This window comes from Roseomonas fluvialis, assembly GCF_022846615.1.
GTDB classification, from domain to species: Bacteria; Pseudomonadota; Alphaproteobacteria; order Acetobacterales; family Acetobacteraceae; genus Neoroseomonas; species Neoroseomonas fluvialis.
The window spans coordinates 2321984-2337733 of sequence record NZ_AP025637.1 but is presented as its reverse complement, the minus strand read 5'-3'; the positions used below and the strand labels follow the sequence as shown (position 1 = coordinate 2337733).

The 15750-nt window shown below is 72.5% G+C and carries 14 protein-coding genes and 1 tRNA gene; 4 read left to right on the top strand and 11 right to left on the bottom strand.

Annotated elements, in window-relative coordinates:
* Positions 1-9: 9 nt before the first annotated feature.
* Complete coding sequence (locus MWM08_RS11340; protein ID WP_244459549.1) at positions 10-972, top strand: glycosyltransferase family 2 protein; 963 nt, start codon at positions 10-12, stop codon at positions 970-972.
* Here MWM08_RS11340 and MWM08_RS11335 read toward each other — a convergent pair.
* Both MWM08_RS11335 and MWM08_RS11330 read right to left on the bottom strand, forming a co-directional pair.
* The gene (locus tag MWM08_RS11335) at positions 950-2296 is read right to left on the bottom strand and encodes a glycosyltransferase family 4 protein (protein WP_244459548.1); all 1347 of its coding nucleotides are present in this window, start codon (positions 2294-2296) and stop codon (positions 950-952) included. The two genes, MWM08_RS11340 and MWM08_RS11335, sit on opposite strands and share 23 nt — an antisense overlap.
* A complete protein-coding gene (locus MWM08_RS11330; RefSeq protein WP_244459547.1) occupies positions 2284-3207 on the bottom strand; it encodes an NAD-dependent epimerase/dehydratase family protein in 924 nt (307 codons plus the stop codon). Before MWM08_RS11330 ends, MWM08_RS11335 begins: the two co-directional genes overlap by 13 nt.
* A 127-nt stretch (positions 3208-3334) precedes the next feature.
* Here MWM08_RS11330 and MWM08_RS11325 point away from each other — a divergent pair, with 127 nt between their 5' ends.
* Positions 3335-4507, top strand: coding sequence for a glycosyltransferase family 4 protein (locus MWM08_RS11325; RefSeq protein ID WP_244459945.1), 1173 nt, complete (start codon positions 3335-3337; stop codon positions 4505-4507).
* Positions 4504-5838: a glycosyltransferase family 4 protein gene (locus MWM08_RS11320; RefSeq protein WP_244459546.1), complete on the top strand. Its 1335-nt coding sequence runs from the start codon at positions 4504-4506 to the stop codon at positions 5836-5838. Before MWM08_RS11325 ends, MWM08_RS11320 begins: the two co-directional genes overlap by 4 nt.
* 26 nt (positions 5839-5864) lie before the next feature.
* Here the strand turns inward: MWM08_RS11320 and MWM08_RS11315 are convergent.
* From MWM08_RS11315 to MWM08_RS11285, 7 genes are all read right to left on the bottom strand, one after another.
* Positions 5865-5940: transfer RNA gene (locus MWM08_RS11315), tRNA-Glu, on the bottom strand.
* Positions 5941-5987: 47 nt separating this feature from the next.
* Positions 5988-7760 (bottom strand): single-stranded-DNA-specific exonuclease RecJ, encoded by a 1773-nt coding sequence (gene recJ, locus MWM08_RS11310; RefSeq protein WP_244459545.1) that lies wholly within the window; start codon positions 7758-7760, stop codon positions 5988-5990.
* Positions 7760-8770 carry a class II fructose-bisphosphatase gene (gene glpX, locus MWM08_RS11305; RefSeq protein WP_244459544.1) on the bottom strand — a complete coding sequence of 337 codons (1011 nt, stop codon included), beginning with the start codon at positions 8768-8770 and terminating at the stop codon, positions 7760-7762. The genes recJ and glpX overlap by 1 nt, the downstream gene beginning before the upstream one ends.
* Positions 8771-8849: 79 nt before the next feature.
* Entirely contained in the window at positions 8850-9308 is a 459-nt protein-coding gene (locus tag MWM08_RS11300; RefSeq protein WP_244459543.1) for a hypothetical protein, read from the bottom strand.
* Positions 9305-10597: a homoserine dehydrogenase gene (locus MWM08_RS11295; RefSeq protein WP_244459542.1), complete on the bottom strand. Its 1293-nt coding sequence runs from the start codon at positions 10595-10597 to the stop codon at positions 9305-9307. Before MWM08_RS11295 ends, MWM08_RS11300 begins: the two co-directional genes overlap by 4 nt.
* The gene (locus tag MWM08_RS11290; protein WP_244459541.1) at positions 10594-11814 is read right to left on the bottom strand and encodes an LL-diaminopimelate aminotransferase; all 1221 of its coding nucleotides are present in this window, start codon (positions 11812-11814) and stop codon (positions 10594-10596) included. Before MWM08_RS11290 ends, MWM08_RS11295 begins: the two co-directional genes overlap by 4 nt.
* 66 nt (positions 11815-11880) lie before the next feature.
* The gene (locus tag MWM08_RS11285) at positions 11881-12510 is read right to left on the bottom strand and encodes a hypothetical protein (protein ID WP_244459540.1); all 630 of its coding nucleotides are present in this window, start codon (positions 12508-12510) and stop codon (positions 11881-11883) included.
* A 101-nt stretch (positions 12511-12611) separates the two neighbouring features.
* Here MWM08_RS11285 and MWM08_RS11280 point away from each other — a divergent pair, with 101 nt between their 5' ends.
* A complete protein-coding gene (locus MWM08_RS11280; protein WP_244459539.1) occupies positions 12612-14411 on the top strand; it encodes a PHA/PHB synthase family protein in 1800 nt (599 codons plus the stop codon).
* Between the two features lie 78 nt (positions 14412-14489).
* On the opposite strand, the gene MWM08_RS11275 is transcribed toward MWM08_RS11280, so the two are convergent.
* Positions 14490-15122: a hypothetical protein gene (locus tag MWM08_RS11275; RefSeq protein ID WP_244459538.1), complete on the bottom strand. Its 633-nt coding sequence runs from the start codon at positions 15120-15122 to the stop codon at positions 14490-14492.
* On the bottom strand, positions 15119-15700 hold the full coding sequence (locus MWM08_RS11270; protein WP_244459537.1) for a hypothetical protein: 582 nt from the start codon (positions 15698-15700) through the stop codon (positions 15119-15121). The genes MWM08_RS11275 and MWM08_RS11270 overlap by 4 nt, the downstream gene beginning before the upstream one ends.
* Positions 15701-15750: the final 50 nt, after the last annotated feature.

The following is a 15750-nucleotide window of genomic DNA, read 5'->3' as shown; positions in this document are numbered from 1 at the left end:
GCCGCGCGCATGTCCCGCCCCGCCGTCACGGTGCTGATGCCGGTGCGCGACGGGGCGCGCCACCTGCCCGAGGCGCTCGGGAGCATCCTCTGCCAGACTTGGCGCGACTTCGAATGCGTGGTCTGCGACGACGGCTCCGTCGATGCCACACCGGAGATCCTGGCCCGCGCCGAGGCCGCCGATGCGCGGCTGCGCGTGCTGCGCCTGCCGCGGTCGGGCATCGTCGCGGCGCTGAATGCGGGCTTGGCGGCGGCGCGCGCCGACTGGGTCGCGCGCATGGATGCCGACGACATCGCCGCCCCCGACCGGCTGGAACACCAGATGGCGGCCGCCGCACGCCACCCGGAGAGCGCTGCGATCGGCGGTGCCTGGCGCGTGGTCGGCGCGGATGGGCGCGTGCGCCGGCACATCGCGCCGCCCACCGAACCAGACGCCATCGCCGAGGCGCTGCTGCGCCACAACCCGCTCGCGCATCCGACCATGCTGCTGCGGCGCGATGCGGTGCTCGCGCTCGGCGGCTATCGCGCCGCCTTCCACAGCGCCGAGGACTACGACCTCTGGCTGCGCCTCGCCGAACGCCACCCGATCCGCTGCGTGCCGGAGACGCTGATCGACTACCGCGAACATGCCGGGCAGACCGCCTGGCGGGAGATCGCGCATCGCGTCCATGCCGAACTCGGCGCGCGGGCCGCCGCGCGCGCGCGCCGCGCCGGCCTTCCCGACCCGGCCGACGGTGCGGAGGCGATCGGCGCTGTCTGGCTGCGCGCGGCGGGCGTCAGCGAGGCCGAGATCGTCGCCACCATGACCTCGCGCGCGCTCGGCACAGCGAAGGATGCGCTGGCGGCTGGACAGGGGCCGGCGGCGCGCGCGGCGCTGCGGTTGCTGCGCGCGCAGCCCGGCCTGCGCCCGCGCACCCGGGTGCATGCGGCGCTGCTGTGGCTCTGCAGCCTCATGCCAGGGCAGCGGCAATGATGCCCTCCGCGGCCTCGGGCCAGGACAGGTGGCGGAACTCGTCGCGGATGCGCGCCTCCCATGCGCCGCGCGCCGCGGGGTCGGTGATCCAGCCGGCCATCGTCGCGATCCAGGCCGGTACGTCGAGCGGGTCGAGGCAGGGTGCGAGGCCACCCGCCGTCTGCGGCACCGCCCCGCCGGTCGAGGCGATGACCGCCTTGCCCTGCGCCATCGCCTCGATGATCGGCAGGCCGAAGCCCTCGGCGCGCGAGGGATAGAGGCAGAAGGCGGCATCGCGGTACAGCCGCGCGAGGGTTGCATCCGATGGCCCATCCAGGTGCAGGAACTGCCCGTTCGCCTTGTCCGATAGCGCCGCGATCTCCCGCATCACTCCATCCACCATCCAGCCGCGGCGCCCGGCGAAGACCAGGTGAAAGCCCGCACCCTGCGGCACCCCGCGCGCCAGCAGCGCGCGCCACGCCTCGAGCAGCACGGCGTGGCCCTTGCGCGGTTCGATGGTGCTGACGAACAGCGCGAAGTGGCCGGGTGCCAGCGGCGCGGGCAGCGGCGGCAGTGCGGCCGGCAGGCGTGGTGGCGCGTAGCCGAGCGGCACCACCACGGGATCGCAGGGACCGAGCGCCTCCGCGCGCGCGAAGTCGCGCAGGTCCTGCGCCACGCAATCGGCGTTGCACAGGATACGCGCGGCAGCCGGGATGGTCTGGCGCCAATAGGCTCCGAATCGAGCGACATCCTCAGGAAAGAACCATTCGGGATGGGTCAGCGGCAGCAGGTCGTAGCACAGCACCACCAGGCGGAAGCCGTGGCGCCGGCTGAATTCGACCAGCGCGCCGCCCTTGTGGAGCCAGTCCGTCCCGGCCGAGAGCACCGTATCGCCCGGCCCCGGCGCAACCGGCGCGCCGAGCGCGGTGTTGAAGGGCACCACCGCCATGCGCCGCCCAGCATCATCCACGAAGGGATGCACGCGCCCGTGCCGCCCCAGCACCAGCCGTTGCGCGGCGCCGGCCAGCGGCAGCCCGGCGAGGCGTGCGCGTTCCAGCGCCATCACCACCGGATAGCGCGGTGCCAGCGCGCGGCGCCAGCGCGGTTGGTGCCGCCGCACATCAAGCCAGATCGTCTCCAGCACCGCATCCGGGCCGACCAGCAGGTCGCGCCAGCCCGGCGCGACCGGGCGCAGCATGCCGGACGATGGATCGTGGAAGGCGAGATCGACATCGCCGCCGCGCCGCAGCGCCTGCAGCGCGATCTCCTGTTCCACCCGCACGATGCCGACCGGCGGGCCGGACCAGCGCGCATTGGTGGAGATATCGACGATCAGCCGCGCCATGGCGCCATGATCCCGACGGCCAGGTCGTGCAACGCGACGGGCGTCGGCATAAGGCCAAGCGCGCGCAGCCGCGACGGATCGCCCACAACTCGCTGCGGGTCGTCGCGGCGTAGGCCGTCCTCGCGCAGGGCGATCCGTACCGGCACGCCGCGCGCGGCGGCCAGCGCGCCCACCATGTCCCGTACCACGGTGCCGCTCCCCGAACACAGGTTCAGAAGTGGGGGCAGCGCCCCCGCTTGCGCGGCGATGGCCGGCACCAGCCGTCCGATCTCCGCGACCGTCAGGTAGTCGCGCTCGCGCAAAGGCCCGGCGACGCGCACCACGCCGCCGCTGGCGGGCAGTGCGGCGATCTCGGCGGCGATGCGGCCGAGCAGCGTGAAGGGCGGCGCATGCGGCCCCGCCGCGGTGAACAAGCGCAATACGCAGGCCGGCCCGCGCCCTTCCCGCGCATGGCGCAGCACCGCCTGCATGGCTGCGTGCTTGGCTTGGCCGTGGGCGGAGGTCGGCGCGCAGGGATGGTCCTCGGTCAGGTTGGGGGAACCGACCGGCACGGGACCGAATTCCGCCGCGCTCCCGAAGGCCAGCAGCAGCGGCGGGTCCGCCATTCCAGCGAGCGCGTCCAGCAGCGATTGCGTGCCGGCCACCGTCACGGCGTGCTGGTCTGCGGCCGGCAAGGCCGGTGCCGCGGCCGCGAGATGCACCACGAGACCCGGGCGCAACGCCGCCAGGGCGCGCGCGAACCCAGCCGAGTCCGCTGCTGATTCGACGGCCACATGGTCCGGCCCATCGCCCGGCCGCGGGATGCCGATGGTCACGGCGCGCAGCCCGGCTGTGCGCAGCCCCTCCACCACATGCCGACCGACGAAGCCGCGCCCGCCCGTCACCAGGGCCGTACCGGAACCCAAGCTCATTCGCCCCCGCGCGCCGCAGGCGCCCATGGCGACGCTTGGCACTGGGCGATGGTGACGTTACGAAACGAGAGTGGCAACCACGCCCCTGGCCGAGCCCGGCCCTCCGATCCTCGGACCCTTGCACCGCATGTGGCGGCTGCTGCCCCCGCGCACTCGCCGCGAAGCGCTGTTCACGCTGACCGAATTCGCGGCGCCGCGGCCGGCCCGCCTGCCCGCGCAACCCGGCCTGCCGGTGACCGTGGCAGGGTATTTCCGCGCGCCCAGCGGGCTCGGCGAAGGCGCGCGACGGCTCGCGACGATGCTCGAGGCCGCCGGGGTCGCGGTGCATCGCGCCGACCTGACGGCCGCGCTGCGGCAGGGCCCTGCCGGACCGGGGCCGGAGATGCCGGCAGGGCCAGGCACGCTGGTGCTGCACGTGAACGGGCCGATGGTGCCCTGGGCGCTGCTCGCGCTCGGGCGGCGGCGCGTGGCGGACAAGCGCGTGCTCGCCTTCTGGAACTGGGAATTGCCGACGCTGCCGCGCGACTGGACCCGCGGATATCGCTTCGTCGAGGGCATCCTGGCGGCGTCGGGATACGCGGCGGCGGCGATGCGCCGGGCGGAGGGACCGCCGATTTCCGTGGTACCCTATCCCGTGGTCGCGCCCGCGCGCTCGGCGCTGTCGCGCGAGTCGTTCGGGCTGGCGCCAGAGGCCTTCGTCACGCTCTCGGTGTTCGACGCGGCGTCCTCGGTCGAGCGCAAGAACCCGCTCGCAGCCATCGCGGCACATCGCGCGGCCTTCGGCGGGCGCGCCGACCGCGTGCTGGTGCTCAAGACCTACAACACCGCCATGGGCGGCGCGGCCTGGCGGGCTGTGGCGGCGGCGGCCGAGGGCCAGGCGAATATCCGCATCATCGACGGGCACATGACGCCGGCCGAGGTGGCGGGGCTGATCGGTCTGGCGGATGTCATGCTCAGCCTGCACCGCGCGGAGGGCTACGGCCTGGCGCTGGCGGAGGCGATGAGCCTCGGCCGGCCGGTGGTCGCCACCGGCTGGTCGGGCAACATGGAGTTCATGGACCACGGCAGCGCCCTGCTGGTCGGCCACCGCTTCGTGCCCGCGGGCGATGCGCGCGGCACCTACGACGTGCCCGGCGCCAGCTGGGCCGAGCCCGACATCGCCGAGGCGTCCGAGGCGCTGCGCCGCCTTGCGGCAGATGCCGACCTGCGCGCGCGCATCGGTGAGGCCGGCCGCCAACGCGTCGCGACCCTGACGCCCGAGGCCTGCGGCGCTCGGGCGCGCGCAGCGATCGGCGCATGAGGCTCTGGCTCGATGTCGAGGACCTATTCGGCTACGCCGCCCATCACGCACGCCCGACCGGCGTGCAGCGTTTCTGCTGCGAACTCTACGGTGCACTTGTGGACGCGCATGGCGATCGCATCGGCTTCGTGCGCCACGACCCGGCCGGCGACGGGCTGCGCGTGATCGGCGCCGAGGCCGTCGCGGCGCTCTACGCCCGCATGGCCGAGGCACCCGCGCCGAAGGTGGCGCGGGCGGCACCTGACGCGCCGGCGCAGCGGCGGCCGCGGGCTGGCTGGCTGCCGCGCGAGGTTCGCGCACCGCTCGGCCGCGCCGCGCGGGCGCAGCGCACGGCGCTGCTGGCGGGCTTCGAGGCGCTGCGTGCGCTGCCGGCGACCTGGCGCGGCGGCGCACGCACGGTGCTCGGCCCTGATCTGCGAGAGGTGGCGCAGCCCGGCGATGTGCTGGGCGCCTTCGGCTCGCCCTGGTCGGAACCCGGCCAGCCCGCGCGGCTGGCGCGCGTGGCGGCGGCGACGAGCGCGCGCATCGCCATCCTGGTGCACGACATGATCCCGCTGGAGCGGCCGGAGTTCTGCGACCGTGCGCAGATCCTGGCATTCCGCGAGCATATGCGCGCGGCGCTGCCCGCGGCCGACGTCATCTTCGCCAATTCACGCGCCACCGCCGGGGCTGTGGAAGCCTGCGCGCGGCGCGAAGGCGTGGCCCTGCGCGGGGCACCCGACGTCGTGCCGGTGGGCGCGCGCCCCCCGCCCTCGCCTTCCGCTCTTCCAGAAGGGCTCGCAGCCGGGGGCTACGTGCTGATGGTCGCGACGCTGGAAGCACGCAAGAACCACCTGCTGGCCTTCCGCGCCTGGCGGCGCCTGGTTACCGAAATGCCGCGCGGGCGCGTCCCGACGCTGGTCTTTGCCGGGCGGCGCGGCTGGATGGTCGAGGACCTGCTGCAGGCGCTCGAGAATTGCGGCTGGCTCGACGGCATGATCCGCTGGGTCGAGGAGCCGGACGATGCCGCGCTCGCCGCACTCTACCAGGGCTGCCGCTTCACGCTGTTTCCCTCGCATGTCGAGGGCTGGGGGCTGCCGGTGACCGAGAGCCTGGCAATGGGCAAGCCCTGCGTCGCGAGCGGCCATGGCGCGATCGCCGAGGCCTCCGGCGGCCTGACGCTACAGATCGACCCGGACGATGCGACCAGCGCGACAGCCGTGCTGCGTCGCGCGATCGAACAGCCGGAGGAGATTGCAGCCCTGTCCGAGCGCATCCGGCAGGAGTTCCACCCGGTGACCTGGGCCGAGACCGCGCGAGCCCTCATGGCGGCACTGGAGAGGGCCAGGTGACGTGCTGCGTCGAGGTCGGATGGAAGTGGCGTCCCGTACGGGATTCGAACCCGTGCTGCCAACGTGAAAGGCTGGTGTCCTAGGCCTCTAGACGAACGGGACAGGCCGGAGCGCGGGGTTACTGCCCGCACGCCACGCGGTCAATACCCTCACGCGACCGCCGCATCCACCACCTGCATCGACGGTGCCGTCTCGCCGTTCCATTGCTCGGCGCGCAGATGGCCGCACAGGTGCAGCGGCACGCGGTCGGAGGCCAGCAGCGCCTGCGCCAGCGGCCCTTCCTTGGCACGAAAGCAGATCGTCTTGAGCCGCCCGCCGCCCTCGCCTTCCACGATGGCGCGCACGGTGGCGCCTTCCTTGCCCACGCGATCGGCCTTCACCACGCGGGCGCGCTGCAGGGCGAAGATCGGTTCCTCGTTGCCCGGCCCGAACGGCGCGAGGCGCGCGACCTCCTGCGCCAGTCCGGTCTGCGCGGCGATCACGTTGAGCGTGCCTTCCACCATCAGGTCCGCCGCGCTGGGCAGCAACGCGGCGTGGCTGAGGCGCTCTTCCAGGAAGGCGTGGAACTCGGCATCGCGTCCCGCTCGGAAGGAGAACCCCGCCGCCATCGCATGCCCGCCGCCGGTCTCTAGCAGCCCGGCCTGGCGCGCTGCGATGACCGCCGCACCCAGGTCCACGCCAGGCACAGACCGGCCCGACCCCTTTGCCATCCCGTCCGAAAGGCCCGCCACGCAGGCCGGGCGGTTGAAGCGTTCCTTCATGCGCCCGGCGACGATGCCGACCACGCCGGGGTGCCAGCCCTCGCCCACCAGCAGCAGCACGGCGCGGCCCTCGGCGGCCTGGCGCTCGGCCATGGCGTGCGCGGCGCCGATCACCTCGCCCTCGACCTCCTGCCGGCGGCGGTTCACCGCATCCAGCTTCTCGGCGATGGCGCGCGCCTCGATCGGGTCCTCGCAGAGCAGCAGCCGCAGGCCGAGATCGGGCTCGCCGATGCGGCCGGAGGCGTTGATGCGCGGCCCCAGGAGGAAGCCCAGCGTATGCGCCGTGGGCGCATCGCGCGCGCCCGTCACCTCGAGCAGCGCCGCGATGCCCGCGCGGCCCCGCTGGCCCATCACCTTCAGCCCCTGCGCCACCAGCGCGCGGTTGAAGCCCGTGAGCGGCATGACGTCGCAGACCGTCGCCAGCGCGACCAGGTCGAGCAGCCCGAGCAGATCAGGCTCTGGCCGGCGCGCGAACCAGCCGGCGCGTCGCAGCACGCGCGTCGTCGCGGCCGCTGCCAGGAAGGCAACCGCGGCGGCGCACACATGGTGCAATCCGGACCCGCAATCGAGCCGATTCGGGTTCACCGCCGCCAGGATGCGCGGCAGCGGCCCCTCGGCCTTGTGGTGGTCGAGCACCACGACGTCGGCACGGCCCTCGGCGGCGGCGAGCGCCTCGCCCGCCGCGATGCCGCAGTCGACGCAGACCACCAGCGACGCGCCGCGGTCGCACAGCGCGCCCACCGCCGCCGCGTTCGGCCCGTAGCCCTCCTTCAGCCGGTCGGGGACATAGGGCGTGACCTCGCAACCGAGGTCGCGCAGGAAGCGCGACATCAGCGCGCCGGAACACGCCCCGTCCACGTCGTAGTCGCCGAACACCGCGACATGCTCGCCGCTGCGCACCGCGGCCGCGATGCGGTCCGCCGCCAGGTCCATGTCGAGCAGCGAGGACGGGTCGGGCATCAACGCCTTGAGCGTCGGCTCGAGGTAATGCCCCGCAAGCTCCACCCCGATCCCGCGCGCCGCGAGCAGCCGCCCGACCATCTCGGGCACGCCCAGCCGCTGCGCGATGCCCAGGCCCGTGCGCGAATCAGCCGGCCGCCACACCCAGCGGCGCCCGGTGACCGAGCGCTGGACGCCGAGAACCGCCGCGTCAGCGTCCATCAGGCGACGAAGGCGCTGGGCTTGCGCGCGAAATTGTGGTGGCCCTCGACGTAGCGCACCGTGCCGGACTTCGACCGCATGACGATCGAATGGGTGTAGGCGCCGCCGGGCGTGCGGCGCACGCCGCGCAGCATGGCGCCCGAGGTCACGCCGGTCGCGGCGAACATGACGTTGCCGCGGGCCATCTCGTTGACGGAGTAAATGCGCCTGGGGTCGGTGATGCCCATGGTGGCGGCGCGCGCGACCTGGTCCTCGTCCTCGAACATCAGGCGGCCCTGCATCTGCCCGCCGATGCACCGCAGCGCGGCGGCCGCCAGCACGCCTTCGGGCGCGCCGCCCGACCCCATGTAGATGTCGATGCCGGCCTCGGGCTGGCTGACGTTGATCACGCCGGCCACGTCGCCATCGCCCAGCAGCGTGATGCGCGCGCCGGCGGCGCGGCAGGCCTTGATCAGGTCCTTGTGGCGGTCGCGATCGAGTGTGCAGACCATCAGGTCGCTGATCTCGCAGCGCTTGGCTTTCGCGAGTTCCCGCAGGTTCTCGGCCGGGGAGGCATCCAGGCTGACGACGCCCTCCGGCAGGCCGGGGCCGACCGCGAGCTTGTCCATGTAGATGTCGGGCGCGTGCAGGAAGCCGCCCTTTTCGGCGAGCGCCACGGTCGCGATGGCGTTGGGCCCGCCCTTGGCGGTGATCGAAGTACCCTCGAGCGGATCGACCGCGATGTCGACTTCCGGCCCGCCGCCGGCACGCGCGTAGAGCCCGACCTTCTCACCAATGTAGAGCATCGGCGCCTCATCCATCTCGCCCTCGCCGATCACGACGGTGCCGGTGATGGCGACGGTATCGAAGGCACGGCGCATGGCCTCGACCGCGGCGCCGTCGGCGGCGTTCTTGTCGCCCCGGCCGATCCAGCGGGACGCGGCGAGGGCGGCGGCCTCGGTCACGCGTACCAGTTCGAGCGCCAGGTTGCGGTCGACGAGCAGGCTGGGAACGTCCGGGCTCTCGGGCATTGGCGGCTTCCTCCGAATCGGGGGGATGTGCGGCACCACCCCCCTGCTCCACAGCCCATAGCCGGAATCGCGCGCCGCGTCAGCGCAGCGACAGCAGCGGCGCCCCCGCGCGGCAGGCGGCGGCCGAGGGCGCGTCCGGCGCGCGTTCGACCCGAAAGAAGGAACAGCCAGGACCCTGGACCCGGCCCTGGATCTCTCCGCCATCGGCCGAAAGATGCCCCTCCAGCCCCACCATCACGTAGTTGGGCGGCCGGCGCAGCCAACGCTGCGGGCCGAGCGTGACCTGGCGCGTCGCCGGCGTGTAGCCGCCCTGCATCTCGTAGCAGCCGGTCGGCACATCGGGATTATCGGGCGCTGCCTCGAAGTGGAACAGCGCCGACAAGCGGCCGTCCTTGGCGGGTTCGATGGTCAGCGCCAGGGCGGTGTTGCCCTGGGCGCAGATATAGTCACCGCGCCAGGTGCCGCGCAGTTCCTCCTGCGCCACGGCCGGCGTGGCAAGGGCCAGCGCGCCAAGCAGCGCGGCGGCCGCCCGGATCACAGCGCCTCGATCCGGATCAGCGCCGGCTTCTCCACCACGGCATCGAGCGCGGTGATCCGCGCCAGCGCCGCCCGCACCGAGGCCTCGCTGGTCTCGTGCGTGGTCAGCACCACCGGCACCGCCTCGCCGGGCGACCTTCCGCGCTGGAGCATGGATTCCAGGCTGATGGCGTTGTCGCGCAGAACGCCGGTCACGTCGGCGATCACGCCTGGCCGGTCCACCACCATCAGGCGCAGGTAGTAGGCACCGGTGTGGCGGTCCATGGGCAACGAGGGCTCGGGTTTCAGCGTCGCGGCCTCCGCGCCCCAAACCGGGGTGCAGCGCCCGCGCGCGATGTCGATGAGGTCGGCCACGACGGCGGAGGCCGTCGGCCCACCGCCGGCACCGCGGCCTTCCATCATGATGCGGCCAACGAAGTCGCCTTCCGCCACCACGGCATTGAACACGCCATCGACGCGCGCGATCGGCGCGCCGACCGGCACCATGCACGGATGCACGCGGGTCGAGATGCCACCGTCCTCCCGCCGTGCGATGCCGAGCAGCTTGATGCGGTAGCCGAGTTCCTCCGCCAGCGCGATGTCGAGCGCGCTGACCTCGCGGATACCCTCGACATGCACGGCACCGAAGTCCACCGGTCGGCCGAAGGCCAGCGCGGCCAGGATCGCCAGCTTGTGCGCGGCATCGATGCCATCGATGTCGAAGGACGGGTCGGCCTCGGCGTAGCCAAGCTTCTGCGCTTCCGTGAGCACTTCCGCGAATTCGCGCTTCTGCTCGCGCATCGTGGTCAGGATGTAATTGCAGGTGCCGTTCAGGATGCCGGCCACGCGCGAAATGCGGTTGGCCGCGAGCCCTTCGCGCACCGCCTTGATGGCGGGGATGCCGCCGGCGACCGAGGCCTCGAAGGCCAGGGCCACGCCCTTCGCCTCGGCCTGGGTGGCAAGCGCCGCGCCATGCACCGCGAGCAGCGCCTTGTTCGCCGTGACCACATGCTTGCCCGCGGCGAGCGCCGCTTCCACCAGCGCCTTGGCGGGCCCATCCGAGCCGCCGATGCATTCCACCACCACCTCGACCTGCGGGTCGGCGGCGAGTGCGACAGGATCATCGTACCAGCGCAGCCCGGACACCGGCACGCCGCGGTCGCGCGAACGGTCGCGCGCGGAGACGGCGGTCACCGCGATCGGCCGACCGGCGCGCGCGGCGATGATGTCGGCATTCGCGCGCAGCACGTTCACCACACCGGCGCCGACCGTGCCCAGGCCGGCGACGGCAACGGAGACAGGTCGGCTCATGCGTTGATCGCTTCCTGCTGGGCTTCCACAGGCGCGGCATTGTCGCCCGACAGGAAGGTCTTGATGCCGCGCAGCGCCTGGCGGATGCGGTGGTTGTTCTCCACCAGAGCGATGCGCACATGTTCGTCGCCGTGCTCCCCGAAGCCGAGGCCCGGCGCGACCGCGACCTTCGCCTTCTCGAGCAGGAGCTTCGAGAAGCCGACGGAACCGAGGTGGCGGAAGCGCTCGGGGATCGGCGCCCACATGAACATCGAAGCCTCCGGCGAGGGAACCTCCCAGCCGGCGGCGCGCAGCCCCTTCACCAGCACGTCGCGGCGGTCCTTGTACAGGACCCGCATCTCCTCGATGCAGTCCTGCGGTCCGTTCAGCGCGGCGGTGGCAGCGATCTGGATAGGCGCGAAGGCGCCATAGTCCAGATAAGACTTCACCCGCGCGAGTGCGGCGATCAGCCGCGGATTGCCCGCCGCGAAGCCCATCCGCCAGCCCGGCATGTTGTAGGTCTTGGACATCGAGGTGAATTCCACCGTGATGTCCTTGGCCCCCTCCACCTCGAGAACCGAGGGCGGCGGCGTGTCGCCGAAATACAACTCGGCGTAGGCAAGGTCGGACAGGATGAACAGCTCGTGCCGCCGGCACAGCGCGACCAGTTCGCGGTAGAACTCGATGCCCGCCACCAGCGCCGTCGGGTTCGACGGGAAGTTCACGATCACCGCGGTCGGCTTGGGCACCGAATGGCGCACCGCGCGGTCGATCGCCGAAAGCATGTCGTCATTCGGCGTATACGGAATGGAGCGCACGGACGCGCCAGCGATGATGAAGCCGAACTGGTGGATCGGATAGGACGGGTTGGGCACCAGGATGGTGTCGCCCGGGCTCGCGATGGCCTGCGCCAGGTTGGCGAGACCCTCCTTCGAACCAAGTGTGGCGACCACCTCGGTCTCCGGGTCCAGCTTCACGCCGAAGCGCCGGTCGTAATACCCCGCGAGCGCCTTCCGCAGGCCCGGGATGCCCTTCGACATCGAGTAGCGGTGCGTGCGCGGGTCCTGCACGGCCTCGACCAGCTTGGCGACGATGTGCGGCGGCGTCGGGCTGTCGGGGTTGCCCATGCCGAGGTCGACGATGTCTTCCGCTGCCGCGCGCGCCTTCGCCTTCGCCGCGTTCACCTCGGCGAATACGTAGGGCGGCAGGCGGCGGATGCGGTGGAAGTCCTCGGTCATGGCCATGGTCCGTGGTGCAAGGGCGGCGAGCTATAGAACAAGGCTCGGGCGCTGTGTATCGCTGCGTCAGCGCGGGCGGGGTGCCAGCAGTTCCGCCGGCGGTGGCGGTGGCGGAGCGCTGGGGGACAGCAGTTCGGCCGGTGGCGGCGGAGGCGGCGCGTTGTCCATGACGGGCGGCGGCGCAGCCGCCGGGCCGGGCCGGGTCTGCGGTGCCGGCGCGGGGCCCGGCTGGGGCACGGCGGCCGGGGACGCCGGCGGCGGCAGGCCGGGCGTCTCCCACGGCACGCGCGGCGCCGCGGCGACCGGCGCGGCACCAGGCGGGCGCATCGGCAGGCTGGCGTCCCCCGCCGTACCGGCCGGGCGTATCGGCTCCGGACGCATCTCGGGGTCGAGAGGATTGCGGCTGCGCTGGCGGTCCTCGGCCAGCGCCGCGGTCAGCGCATCGCGTACCGCGGGGTCCGCCACCGCCGGGCGGGCCGGGATGGTGCCGAGGTTCGGGAAGGGCTGGTCGGTCCCGGGCGGCGGCTCGCGTCCCTCGAAGGCCGGGCCGGTGATGCGCGCGAAGACCGGGCCGATCGATTCCGGCCCCTGCCCCGGGCTGCAGGCGGCCAGCAACAGAAGCGCGAGCAGGGCCGGCCGCGCTTGATCGCCCCCCGCCCGCCCCCTACCGTTGTGGCTCACATTCACGTGGCCCATCCCTAAGGTCATGCCGCCTTCTGTCCGCATCACACGGAAGCGGTAACCCGAATCGGAGGTCGCGCGAAGCCGGGCATGCTGCCCCACCGACCGGAACGCCCATGGCCGACAAAGATCCGACCAACCCCACCTTCCGGCTGCCGGACCCCGCGCTGGTCAGCCGGACCATGGCGGATGTGGCGGAACGCGGTCAGCGCATCGTCTCGGATTTCCTGAAGCGCCAGGCGGGCGAATCGCCCGACCCCGATCCGCTCAAGATCGGCCACGCCTTCCTCGAGATGACGACGCGGCTGATGGCGAACCCCGCGCGGCTGGTGCAGGCGCAGCTCGGCTTCTGGCACGACTACCTGACGCTCTGGCAGAACACCGCGCGGCGCATGATGGGCGATGTGCCGGCACCGGTGATTGCCGAGGACGACAAGGACCGCCGCTTCAAGGACGACGCCTGGCGCGAGCACGAGGTCTTCGACTTCATCCGCCAATCCTACCTGCTCTCGGCGCGCTACTTCCGGTCGGTAGTGGAAGGGGCGGAAGGGCTCGAGCCCAAGACCGCGCAGAAGGTGGATTTCTACACGCGGCAATTCGTCGATGCGATGAGCCCGACCAACTTCCTGATGACCAATCCGGAGGTGCTGCGCCGCACCGCGGAATCGGGCGGCGAGAACCTGCTGCGCGGGTTGTCGAACCTGCTGAGCGACCTCGAGCGCGGACGCGGCAAGCTGCGCATCCGCATGACCGACGACACCAAGTTCAAGGTCGGCGAGAACATCGCCGTCACGCCGGGCAAGGTCGTGTACCAGAACGACCTGATGCAGTTGATCCAGTACGCGCCCAGCACCGGGAAGGTGCTCAAGCGCCCGCTGCTGATCATCCCGCCCTGGATCAACAAGTTCTACATCCTGGACCTGCGGCCGAAGAACTCCTTCATCCGCTGGGCGGTCGAACAGGGCCACACGGTCTTCGTGATCTCCTGGGTGAACCCGGACGAGACGCTCGCGGAGAAGGGCTTCGACGACTACATGCGCGAAGGCCCCTATGCGGCGCTCGATGCGATCGAACAGGCGACGGGCGAGAAGGGTGCGAACGTCATCGGCTATTGCCTGGGCGGCACGCTGCTCGCGTCCACGCTCGCGCACATGGCATCGAAGCGCGACACGCGCGTGAAGTCGGCGACCTTCTTCACCACCATGGTGGATTTCGCCGAGGCCGGGGAACTGGGCGTCTTCATCGACGAGGAGCAACTCGCCGCCCTCGAGGAGAAGATGCAGAAGACCGGCTATCTGGAAGGCCGCGAAATGGCGACGACCTTCAACATGCTGCGCGCCAACGACCTGATCTGGTCCTTCGTGGTGAACAACTACCTGATGGGCCAGGAGCCCTTCCCCTTCGACCTGCTGTACTGGAACGACGATTCCACGCGCATGCCGGCGAGAATGCACAGCTTCTACCTGCGCCGCATGTACCAGGAGAACGACCTGGTGAAGCCGGGCGGGATCGAGCTGGCCGGCGTGAAGCTCGACCTGCGGAAGATCAAGCTGCCGACCTACATCCTCAGCACGCGCGAGGATCATATCGCGCCGTGGAAATCCACCTACCGCGCGACGCAGATCTACAAGGGACCGACGCGCTTCGTGCTCGCGGCGTCCGGGCACATCGCCGGCGTCGCGAACCCGCCCGATGCCGGCAAGTACAGCCACTGGGTCAGCGACGACCTGCCGGCCGATGCCGAGGAATGGTTCAAGGGCGCCACCGAACTCGCCGGCTCCTGGTGGCCGGACTGGCATCGATGGGTCAGCGCGCTCGACCGCACGCAAGTTCCCGCCCGCATCCCGGGCGACGGCGCCCTGCCAGCCCTCGAGGACGCCCCCGGGTCCTATGTGAAGGTGATGGCGACCGACTGAGACCGGCGTCGGCCAGCGACGATCGCCGGCGGGGCGGCACCGCGCGCCTATGCGGCCAGCAAACCGCTGGCGGCGTGCCTACTCGCCGAGGCCGAGCCCGTCCGTGATCGCCCCGGGTGCGCCGGCCTGCCACCAATTCCCCGCCCCCGCCCAGCCGCGGTCGAGGTCGAGCCGGCGCACGTCGCGCGCCAGGGCCGCTGTCGCCTGCTCGGCCGCCGGCAGCGGTCCGATGGCCGCGAGCCGGTCGAGCGTCGCCTCCCCGCCCGGTTCGAACAGGGTGGCCGGCAGTGCATCCACGGCACCCGCGCGGTTGCCGGCGCGGAGCCTCGAAGCCACCAGCGCCAGTGCGCGCACCACATCCGCCCCCGGCGCACGCTGGGCAATGCCAAGTGCGGCGCGCGTCTCGTCGCGCGCGGTGCGCATGGCGAAGCCGACGCTGGGCGAGAGCGCGGGCCAGGCGCGGCGGTCCGCGACCTCGATCTCCAGCGCTTCGAGCCGCGCGATGGCGAGCGCGGCCTCGGCCGGCTGGCCCTGCAGCGCCGCGCCCTGGTTGGCAAAGGCCGCGGCAGTGGCGAAGACCGCCGCGCGCAACGGCGCGCCGGTGCCGGGCGCGGAGGCCAGCACGCCCGGCGGCAATGCGGCCGGGGTGCGCAGTTCGGCACAGGCCGGCAACGTGAGGGCACCCAGCAGCACGCGTCTGCGCAGCGTCATGGCCACCGGTCCCGGCTCCCCTGGCGCTGGATGCGCCACAGCTCGTTCTGTGCGCGGATGGCCGCCCAGGCCGTTTGCGGCAGCGGCGGCAGCGCCGACAGCCGCGCGAAGGATGGCGCGCCGCCCGGCGTGACCAGGGGCGGCGCCAGCGCGGCGGCGGCGGCGGCCTCGTCCCCGGCGCCTACGCCCATGCGCACCCGAGTCATCGCGTCGATCACCGTCTGCGGTTCGGCCTCCGGCGCGATGCCGAGGGCGCCGCGCCATTCCGGACGCGCCTGCAGGAAGGCGATCTGCACGAGCGGCAGCATCTCGGTCCAGCGCTGGTTGGTGCTGAGGTCGATCGCCAGGAACTCGGCCTCGGAGATGGCCTGCGCGGCCTCGGCCGGGCGTCCGGCCAGGCGCTGCGGGTCGGCGAAGGCATAGGCGGTGTGCAGGATCCCCTGCCGCGCCAGGTCGGCGAAGGGATTGTTCGGATCGGCAGGCAGCGCGACGAAGGGCGGCGGCGGGCGATTGCAGGCGGCAAGCGTGCCGAACACCAGCACGGCGGCGGCGCGGCGCGGCAGGGCGAGATGGGTCATGGCGGCGGCGTCCCGCCCGCGCATCCGCCGCCGCGCGCAAGCCGTCGCCA

Bases quoted from the DNA above. Each gene is read 5' to 3' on its own strand.
- MWM08_RS11290 (WP_244459541.1), bottom strand. From the start codon at position 11,814: ATGACCGAGGACTTCCACCGCATCCGCCGCCTGCCGCCCTACGTATTC.
- MWM08_RS11275 (WP_244459538.1), bottom strand. From the start codon at position 15,122: ATGACGCTGCGCAGACGCGTGCTGCTGGGTGCCCTCACGTTGCCGGCC.
- MWM08_RS11270 (WP_244459537.1), bottom strand. From the start codon at position 15,700: ATGACCCATCTCGCCCTGCCGCGCCGCGCCGCCGCCGTGCTGGTGTTC.
- MWM08_RS11325 (WP_244459945.1), top strand. From the start codon at position 3,335: ATGTGGCGGCTGCTGCCCCCGCGCACTCGCCGCGAAGCGCTGTTCACG.
- glpX (WP_244459544.1), bottom strand. From the start codon at position 8,770: ATGCCCGAGAGCCCGGACGTTCCCAGCCTGCTCGTCGACCGCAACCTG.
- MWM08_RS11335 (WP_244459548.1), bottom strand. From the start codon at position 2,296: ATGGCGCGGCTGATCGTCGATATCTCCACCAATGCGCGCTGGTCCGGC.
- MWM08_RS11285 (WP_244459540.1), bottom strand. From the start codon at position 12,510: ATGGGCCACGTGAATGTGAGCCACAACGGTAGGGGGCGGGCGGGGGGC.
- MWM08_RS11320 (WP_244459546.1), top strand. From the start codon at position 4,504: ATGAGGCTCTGGCTCGATGTCGAGGACCTATTCGGCTACGCCGCCCAT.
- MWM08_RS11295 (WP_244459542.1), bottom strand. From the start codon at position 10,597: ATGAGCCGACCTGTCTCCGTTGCCGTCGCCGGCCTGGGCACGGTCGGC.
- recJ (WP_244459545.1), bottom strand. From the start codon at position 7,760: ATGGACGCTGACGCGGCGGTTCTCGGCGTCCAGCGCTCGGTCACCGGG.
- MWM08_RS11280 (WP_244459539.1), top strand. From the start codon at position 12,612: ATGGCCGACAAAGATCCGACCAACCCCACCTTCCGGCTGCCGGACCCC.
- MWM08_RS11330 (WP_244459547.1), bottom strand. From the start codon at position 3,207: ATGAGCTTGGGTTCCGGTACGGCCCTGGTGACGGGCGGGCGCGGCTTC.
- MWM08_RS11340 (WP_244459549.1), top strand. From the start codon at position 10: ATGTCCCGCCCCGCCGTCACGGTGCTGATGCCGGTGCGCGACGGGGCG.